7 protein-coding genes and 1 pseudogene are annotated in these 7,167 nt (G+C 72.6%); 5 read left to right on the top strand and 3 right to left on the bottom strand.

Annotated features, from left to right (window positions below; genetic code table 11):
- Positions 1 to 313, bottom strand: a pseudogene (locus tag ACIF83_RS13920) (hypothetical protein); the annotation flags it as partial.
- Positions 314 to 321: 8 nt separating this feature from the next.
- Positions 322 to 1,398 (bottom strand): alpha/beta fold hydrolase, encoded by a 1,077-nt coding sequence (locus ACIF83_RS13915; RefSeq protein WP_398137633.1) that lies wholly within the window; start codon positions 1,396 to 1,398, stop codon positions 322 to 324.
- Positions 1,399 to 1,608: 210 nt separating this feature from the next.
- Here ACIF83_RS13915 and ACIF83_RS13910 point away from each other — a divergent pair, with 210 nt between their 5' ends.
- The 4 genes from ACIF83_RS13910 to ACIF83_RS13895 all read left to right on the top strand — a co-directional run bounded on the left by ACIF83_RS13910 (position 1,609) and on the right by ACIF83_RS13895 (position 3,441).
- Complete coding sequence (locus tag ACIF83_RS13910; RefSeq protein WP_398137634.1) at positions 1,609 to 1,830, top strand: hypothetical protein; 222 nt, start codon at positions 1,609 to 1,611, stop codon at positions 1,828 to 1,830.
- A gap of 166 nt (positions 1,831 to 1,996) precedes the next feature.
- Positions 1,997 to 2,638 carry a TetR/AcrR family transcriptional regulator gene (locus ACIF83_RS13905; RefSeq protein ID WP_393468804.1) on the top strand — a complete coding sequence of 214 codons (642 nt, stop codon included), beginning with the start codon at positions 1,997 to 1,999 and terminating at the stop codon, positions 2,636 to 2,638.
- A gap of 134 nt (positions 2,639 to 2,772) precedes the next feature.
- The gene (locus ACIF83_RS13900) at positions 2,773 to 3,000 is read left to right on the top strand and encodes a DUF3107 domain-containing protein (protein WP_386578203.1); all 228 of its coding nucleotides are present in this window, start codon (positions 2,773 to 2,775) and stop codon (positions 2,998 to 3,000) included.
- Positions 3,001 to 3,171: 171 nt separating this feature from the next.
- Positions 3,172 to 3,441, top strand: a complete 270-nt coding sequence (locus ACIF83_RS13895; protein WP_399726579.1) for a hypothetical protein — start codon at positions 3,172 to 3,174, stop codon at positions 3,439 to 3,441.
- Between the two features lie 122 nt (positions 3,442 to 3,563).
- Here the strand turns inward: ACIF83_RS13895 and ACIF83_RS13890 are convergent, their stop codons facing one another.
- On the bottom strand, positions 3,564 to 4,310 hold the full coding sequence (locus ACIF83_RS13890) for a ferritin-like fold-containing protein (protein ID WP_393468800.1): 747 nt from the start codon (positions 4,308 to 4,310) through the stop codon (positions 3,564 to 3,566).
- Positions 4,311 to 4,814: 504 nt separating this feature from the next.
- Between ACIF83_RS13890 and ACIF83_RS13885 the strand changes: the two genes are divergently transcribed.
- Positions 4,815 to 7,167 (top strand): DEAD/DEAH box helicase (locus ACIF83_RS13885; protein ID WP_399727148.1); only part of this gene is annotated, 2,353 nt, incomplete at its 3' end.

Genomic DNA, 7,167 nt, shown 5'->3' with positions numbered 1-7,167 from the left:
CGTCGGGCAGGCGCGGGGTCCCGTGGGCAGGCGTGCCGCCAGGGAAGCGCGGCACGCCCTGGGCCGGAGTGCCGTCCGGGAAGCGCGGTGCGCCTCCCGCCGGGGTCCCCGGCGGGACACCGGGCGCGCCCTGGGCGGTGCCCGGCGTGCCGTATCCCTGGGGAGCGCCCTCGGGTGCCCGGCGCTGGCCGGGCAGGGTGGGCTGTCGCGTCTCGCGCGGAGTGCCGGAGGCGGAGCCCCGTCCCCCTCGCCGGGCGGCTATGTCGGCGGAGTCGTCCTTGGGGGCCGGTCCGCGGCGGCTGTGGCGTCCCACCTCGGCCCTCAGCTCCCCGCGCCCGTGGCGGCGACGTCGCCCCCGGCGGTCGTGTCGGATCCGGCACCGGGCGCCGCGGCGTCCGCGCCCCGGGTCGCGCCGGCAGTCCCGGACTCACCCGCGCCTCTGAACTCCCCCTTCTCCGCGAGGAGTTCCTGGAACGCTGCGGCCACGACCTCCGGGTACTCCATCATCGCCACGTGACCCGCCTCCGGCAGGGACAGGAGGCGGGAGTCGGAGAAGGAGCGGGCGGCCTTCCGGGCCATGCGGTAGCCGACCAGCTGGTCGCGGCCGCCGTAGATCAGGAGAGTCGGGGCGAGCACACGCTCGGCCTGGCGCCACAGCCCGTGCTGCCCACCGAGGGTGTAGGCATCGACCACCCCGCGCGCGGAGCGCGCCATCGCGTCCCAGAAGTACGGCAGTTGCAGCCGCCGCTCCAGCTCCTCCACGGCCTGCTGGAACGCCTCCGGCGACACGCGCCCGGGGTCGCCGTAGCACAGCCCCAGCACGCCGCGCACGCGCTGCTCGGCCGTCCACTCCTTGGTGAGCCGGGTGAAGAGCCCGGCCACCCCGGGCACGCCCAGCAGCGCCGTGGGCATCGCGGTGCGCTGCACGCGCAGCTCCGGCAGGGCGGGCGAGACCAGCGTCAGGGTGCGTACGAGATCGGGTCGTACGGCGGAGACGCGCGTGGCGACCGCTCCGCCGAGGGAGTTGCCGAAGAGGTGGACCGGGCCGCGCTCGGCGGCGTCCAGATAACGGATGACCGCGCGCGCGTGCCCCGTGACGGAGTAGTTGCCGTCGTCCGGGGGCGGGGAGTCGCCGAAGCCGGGCAGGTCGAGCGCCTCGCTGTCGACGACGCCGTCCAGCTGCCTCATCAGAGTGGACCAGTTCTGCGAGGAACCGCCGAGTCCGTGGACATACAGCGCGGGCGGCAGCCCCTCGCGCGCGGGGCGCCGCGAACGGACCGACAGCGTGACCCCCGGCAGCCCCACCGACCTCAGCCTCTCGCCCTCGCCGACCCGGACGGGCGCCACCTTCGGGAGGACGCTGGCGGCCGTTACGGACGGCGACTCGGTCGAAGACATGCGGCAATGTTACGAGACGATCACGCTGTGGCTCATGTGTTCGCCATCACAGATTGAGCCCTGTCGCGGCGGAAACCCGGACCGGGTACCGCACGGCGAACGGGCGTCCATGGCATGGCGTGCGGATCAGGTGTCTCCTAGGCTCGTACCGAGGGCACCCGTATGTGGCCCCTGCTGCTTCCAGGGACGTTCGTAGGAAGGGAGCCCACCATGCCCAATGACCCCATCGAGCCCGACGTGATCGAGGATCTGCCGGCCGACGACACCCCGTCGATCGACGTGGAGGCCCCGGAGGGTGACGCCGTCGAGCAGAACGCCGACGTCACGCCGGAGCGCGACGACCCGCTCACGGGGGATCCGGACCGCGGGAACGAGGCCGATCTCATCGAACAGGCGCGCGTGGTGGCGATCGACGAAGAGGACTACCGCTGACCACGCAGGACCACTCGGTGCCCTTACGGTCGTGTAAGCCTGGCTTTGTGGCTTTCGCCGCCGTCCGGTACGTGAAATTCTGCGCTCGCACCGCGCACACCACGGTTACCGAAAAGTACGATGGCCGCGCGGCTGACACCGCATGTGGACGACTCTGGGAGGCGGCGTGACAGCCATCGAGCAAACTGAGGCGGCGCGCCCGCGTGGCACCCGTCTGCCACGCCGAGCCCGACGGAACCAGCTGCTGGGCGCCGCCCAGGAGGTCTTCGTCGCACAGGGCTACCACGCGGCCGCGATGGACGACATCGCCGAGCGGGCGGGCGTCAGCAAGCCGGTGCTCTACCAGCACTTCCCCGGCAAGCTCGACCTCTACCTCGCCCTGCTGGACCAGCACTGCGAGTCGCTGATCCAGGCCGTGCGCGGCGCACTCGCGTCGACGACCGACAACAAGCAGCGCGTGCGGGCGACCATGGACGCCTACTTCGCGTACGTCGAGGACGACGGCGGCGCCTTCCGCCTGGTCTTCGAGTCGGACCTGACGAACGAGCCCGCGGTGCGCGAGCGGGTCGACAAGGTCACCAACGACTGCGCCGAGGCGATCTGCGAAGTCATCGCCGAGGACACGGGCCTGTCCCGCGCGGAGTCGATGCTGCTCGCCTCCGGGCTCGGCGGCCTCGCCCAGGTGGTGGCGCGTTCCTGGCTGCACAGCGACCGCAGCGTGCCGCGCGATCAGGCGGTGCAGCTACTGACCTCGCTGGCCTGGCGGGGCATCGCCGGCTTCCCGCTGCACGGCACCGAGAACCACTGACGCTCGTTTGTTCCCGCCCGGTGTTCGCTGTTGGCGTTCCGGCCCGCAGCGTGTACGTCCGCTCACCGGGCTAATGTGTGCTGGGTACGGCGCGGAAGATCGCGCACATCACTGACCGTCGGAGGGACATAGCCGTGGAGGTCAAGATCGGCGTGCAGCACGCGCCCCGCGAGATCGTTCTGGAGAGCGGTCAGAGCGCCGAGGACATCGAGCGCGTGGTGGCCGAGGCGCTGGCCGGAAAGTCGCAGCTGCTGAGCCTTCAGGACGAGAAGGGCCGCAAGGTTCTGGTCCCGGCGGACCGCCTGGCCTACGTGGAGATCGGCGAGCCGACGGTCCGCAAGGTGGGCTTCGGCGCTCTCTAGACCCGGGTTCGAGAAGGGCCCGGCGGCACAGTGCCGCCGGGCCCTTCCGCTTGTGCGGCCTGCGCGCAGACGGAGCACAAGTCGCCCACACAGGAGGATTGCATTCCGCAGGTCACGGGTATGACCGGCTACGACCGTGATGCACAGGCCGGCCGTGGGAGGGACCCCGAGATGATCCTGGAAGCAATCGGATCCGCCGTGCTCGGTCTGGTCCTCGCCTGGGCGGCGACCCACCGGCTGTCACACCGCCTGCCCGCTCGACCCCTGGTGTTCTCGACAGGCGTCGCCGGAGCCCTTTTCGGCGACTTCGTCACCCACAGCGCCCTCGGCTCAGGCGGCGTCCTGCTGAACCTCCTCGGCGCGGCGATCGTCTCGGCGGCATCCCTGTCCCTGCTCCTGCGCCCGTCAGCGCGCCTGCGCCGACGATCAGCAACGGCGTAGGGGCCAGGCAGGGGGACGGCGGCGCAGACGCCCGCAAGGAACGCGGGAAACCGCGCGACCAGCCCCCACCCACCTGCGGCCGCGAGTCGGCCGAAACCACCCCCCACGGAGCGCGACGGCTCTCAGGCCGCGAGGCCCAGCGCAGCCATCCGCTTGGTGTGCGCCTCGGTGATCCGCGAGAACATCCTGCCGACCTCCGCGAGATCGAACCCGTCGGCAACGCCACCCACGAGCATCGTCGACAGCGCGTCCCGGTCGGCGACCACCCGCTGCGACTGCGACAGCGCCTCGCCCATCAGCCGCCGCGCCCACAGCGCCAGCCGGCCGCCCACGCGCGGGTCGGCGTCGATCGCCGCGCGCACCTTCTCCACCGCGAACCCGGCGTGCCCGGTGTCGTCGAGGACGGCGAGGACCAGCTCGCGTGTGTCGGAGTCGAGGCGGGCCGCGACCTCCCGGTAGAAATCGCTCGCGATCGAGTCGCCGACGTACGCCTTGACCAGGCCCTCCAGCCAGTCCGAGGGCGCCGTCTGCTTGTGGAAGCCGTCCAGGGCCGCCACGAAGGGCTCCATCGCCGCGGTCGGCTCCTCGCCGATCTCGGTCAGCCGATCCCGCAGCCTCTCGAAGTGGTGGAACTCGGCCGAGGCCATCTTCGCCAGCTCCGCCTTGTCCGCGAGCGTCGGCGCCAGCTTGGCGTCCTCCGCGAGCCGCTCGAACGCCGCCAGCTCCCCGTACGCGAGCGCGCCGAGCAGGTCCACGACCGCGGCACGGTACTGCGGGTCGGCGGAGGCCTGCGTCCAGTCCTGGGCGGCGACACCGGTGTGCTCGGCGGGTGCGGCGGAGTCGTTCTCAGGCTTGTCAGAGCTAGTCATGAGGCGCACAATAGCCCGCTTGCCGTACCTCGGAAGCCCCTGGCCAACCACTGTGACCACCACTACGTGACCAAATCGGCCATCGCATGTGCGCCAATCCGGGGTATGGTGGTAATGCGCCTGCTGAGATGCGTCGACGATGTTCGACGTCCTCCGACAGGGCGCACGCATGAGGATGCCCGGTCGGTGGCCCGATCGGCTCCGACCCGACAGCCCTCCTCGGCCGTACGGCTCACTACGTACGACGACCGGAGGGACACCCTCAGCGGTACGAGCGCTAGAGCGTCGGCAGTGGTCCCGTGTCTTACGGCTTGCCCGAGTGGTTCGTCCGTACGGCAGCCGACGTCCCCGGCACGGTCAGTCATGACCCCCGCGCTCGCCTCGCACCGCACACACAGAAGAGGCAAAACCCTGACTACGACGTTTCGTGAACTCGGAATCCTGCCCGAGACCGCCGAGGCCCTGGAAGCCGTCGGCATCATCACTCCCTTCCCCATCCAGGAGATGACGCTCCCCGTCGCCCTTTCCGGCACGGACGTCATCGGCCAGGCCAAGACCGGCACCGGCAAGACGCTGGGCTTCGGCCTTCCGCTCCTCGAGCGCGTGACCGTCCCCGCCGACGTCGAGGCGGGCCGCGCGCGGCCCGAGGCCCTCACCGACGCCCCGCAGGCACTCGTCGTCGTCCCCACGCGCGAGCTGTGCACCCAGGTCACCAACGACCTGCTGACGGCCGGCAAGGTCCGTAACGTGCGCGTGACGGCGATCTACGGCGGCCGGGCCTACGAGCCCCAGGTCGAGGCCCTGAAGAAGGGCGTCGACGTGGTCGTCGGCACCCCGGGCCGCCTGCTGGACCTCGCCGGGCAGAAGAAGCTGGACCTGAGCCACATCAAGAGCCTGGTCCTCGACGAGGCCGACGAAATGCTCGACCTGGGCTTCCTGCCCGACGTCGAGAAGATCATCAACCTGCTGCCGGCCAAGCGCCAGACCATGCTGTTCTCGGCGACCATGCCGGGCGCGGTCATCGGCCTCGCGCGCCGCTACATGTCGCAGCCCACCCACATCCGCGCCACCGCGCCGGACGACGAGGGCGCGACGGTCGCGAACATCAAGCAGTTCGTCTACCGCGCGCACTCCCTCGACAAGCCGGAGATGGTCGCGCGCATCCTGCAGGCCGACGGCCGCGGGCTCGCGATGATCTTCTGCCGGACGAAGCGGACGGCCGCCGACATCGCCGAGCAGCTGCAGCGCCGCGGCTTCGCCTCCGGCGCGGTCCACGGCGACCTCGGCCAGGGCGCCCGTGAGCAGGCCCTGCGGGCCTTCCGCAACGGCAAGGTCGACGTCCTCGTCTGCACCGACGTCGCCGCGCGCGGCATCGACGTCGAGGGCGTGACGCACGTCATCAACTACCAGTCCCCCGAGGACGAGAAGACGTACCTGCACCGCATCGGCCGTACGGGCCGCGCGGGCGCGAAGGGTACGGCCATCACGTTCGTCGACTGGGACGACATCCCGCGCTGGCAGCTGATCAACAAGGCGCTGGAGCTGGACTTCAACGACCCGGTGGAGACGTACTCGAGCTCCCCGCACCTGTTCTCGGACCTCAGCATCCCCGAGGGCACCAAGGGCACTCTGCCGCGCTCGGAGCGCACCCGCGCCGGGCTCGACGCGGAGGAGCTGGAGGACCTGGGCGAGACCGGTGGCCGCGGTGCGCGCGGTCGCGGTGGCCGGGGCGGTCGCGACGGCCGCGACGGCCGTGCCGAGTCCGCCACGGCCGAGCGTGAGCGCCCGGCGCGCACGCCGCGCCGTCGCCGCCGCACCCGCGGCGGTGCTCCGTTGGACGCCTCCCCCGCTACGACCGCCTCGGCGCCGGCCGCCGAGACCGGCGCCGTGGAGGAGCCTTCGGCGACCCGCACGCCGCGCCGCCGTCGCCGCACGCGTGGCGGAGCCCAGGCCGAGGCGGTGCCGACCGCTGCCGCGACCGTGACCCCCGAGGCCGCCGTGGACACGGCGCAGGGCCCGGCCGTGCTGGAGATCCCGGAGAAGCCGCGCCGTCGCCGCACCCGGAAGTCGGCCGAGGCAGCCGAGGTCCAGGTGACCGAGGCTCCGGCGACCGAGGCCGCACCGGTGGCCGAGACCGCGCCCGAGGCCGCCGCCGAGGTGACCGAGGCCAAGCCGCGCCGCCGCACCCGCAAGACGGCCGAACCGGCCGCCGAAACGGCGGTCGCGACGGCCGAGGGCACGGAGGAAGCCGCCCCGGCGACCAAGCCGCGCCGCACCCGCAAGACGGCCGCTGCCGCGCCGGAAGCGGTGGAGGCCGAGGTCGAGGCCAAGCCGCGCCGGACCCGCAAGACCGCCGCCGCCGCCGAGGCTGCCGTGGACACGGCCGAGGCCACCGAGGCCAAGCCCCGCCGCACCCGCAAGACGACCGAACCGGCCGCCGAAACGGCAGTCGCGACGGCCGAGGGCACGGAGGAAGCCGCCCCGGCGACCAAGCCCCGTCGCACCCGCAAGACCGCGGCCGCCGCACCGGAGACGGTGGAGGCCGAGGTCGAGGCCAAGCCGCGCCGCACCCGCAAGACCGCCGCCGCCGCCGAGGCTGCCGTGGACACGGCCGAGGCCACCGAGGCCAAGCCCCGCCGCACCCGCAAGACCGCGGCCGCCGCACCGGAGACGGTGGAGGCCGAGGTCGAGGCCAAGCCGCGCCGCACCCGCAAGACCGCCGCTGCCGCCGCCGAACCCACGGTGGACGGAGTGGAGGTCGCCGAGGCCAAGCCCCGCCGCACCCGCAAGACCGCGGCCGCCGCACCGGAGACGGTGGAGGCCGAGGTCGAGGCCAAGCCGCGCCGCACCCGCAAGG

The organism is Streptomyces sp. NPDC085866 (assembly GCF_044541035.1).
GTDB lineage: Bacteria > Actinomycetota > Actinomycetes > Streptomycetales > Streptomycetaceae > Streptomyces.
This window is presented reverse-complemented; position numbering and strand designations above follow the sequence as displayed.

Bases quoted from the DNA above. Each gene is read 5' to 3' on its own strand.
- ACIF83_RS13915 (WP_398137633.1), bottom strand. From the start codon at position 1,398: ATGTCTTCGACCGAGTCGCCGTCCGTAACGGCCGCCAGCGTCCTCCCG.
- ACIF83_RS13910 (WP_398137634.1), top strand. From the start codon at position 1,609: ATGCCCAATGACCCCATCGAGCCCGACGTGATCGAGGATCTGCCGGCC.
- ACIF83_RS13895 (WP_399726579.1), top strand. From the start codon at position 3,172: ATGATCCTGGAAGCAATCGGATCCGCCGTGCTCGGTCTGGTCCTCGCC.
- ACIF83_RS13890 (WP_393468800.1), bottom strand. From the start codon at position 4,310: ATGACTAGCTCTGACAAGCCTGAGAACGACTCCGCCGCACCCGCCGAG.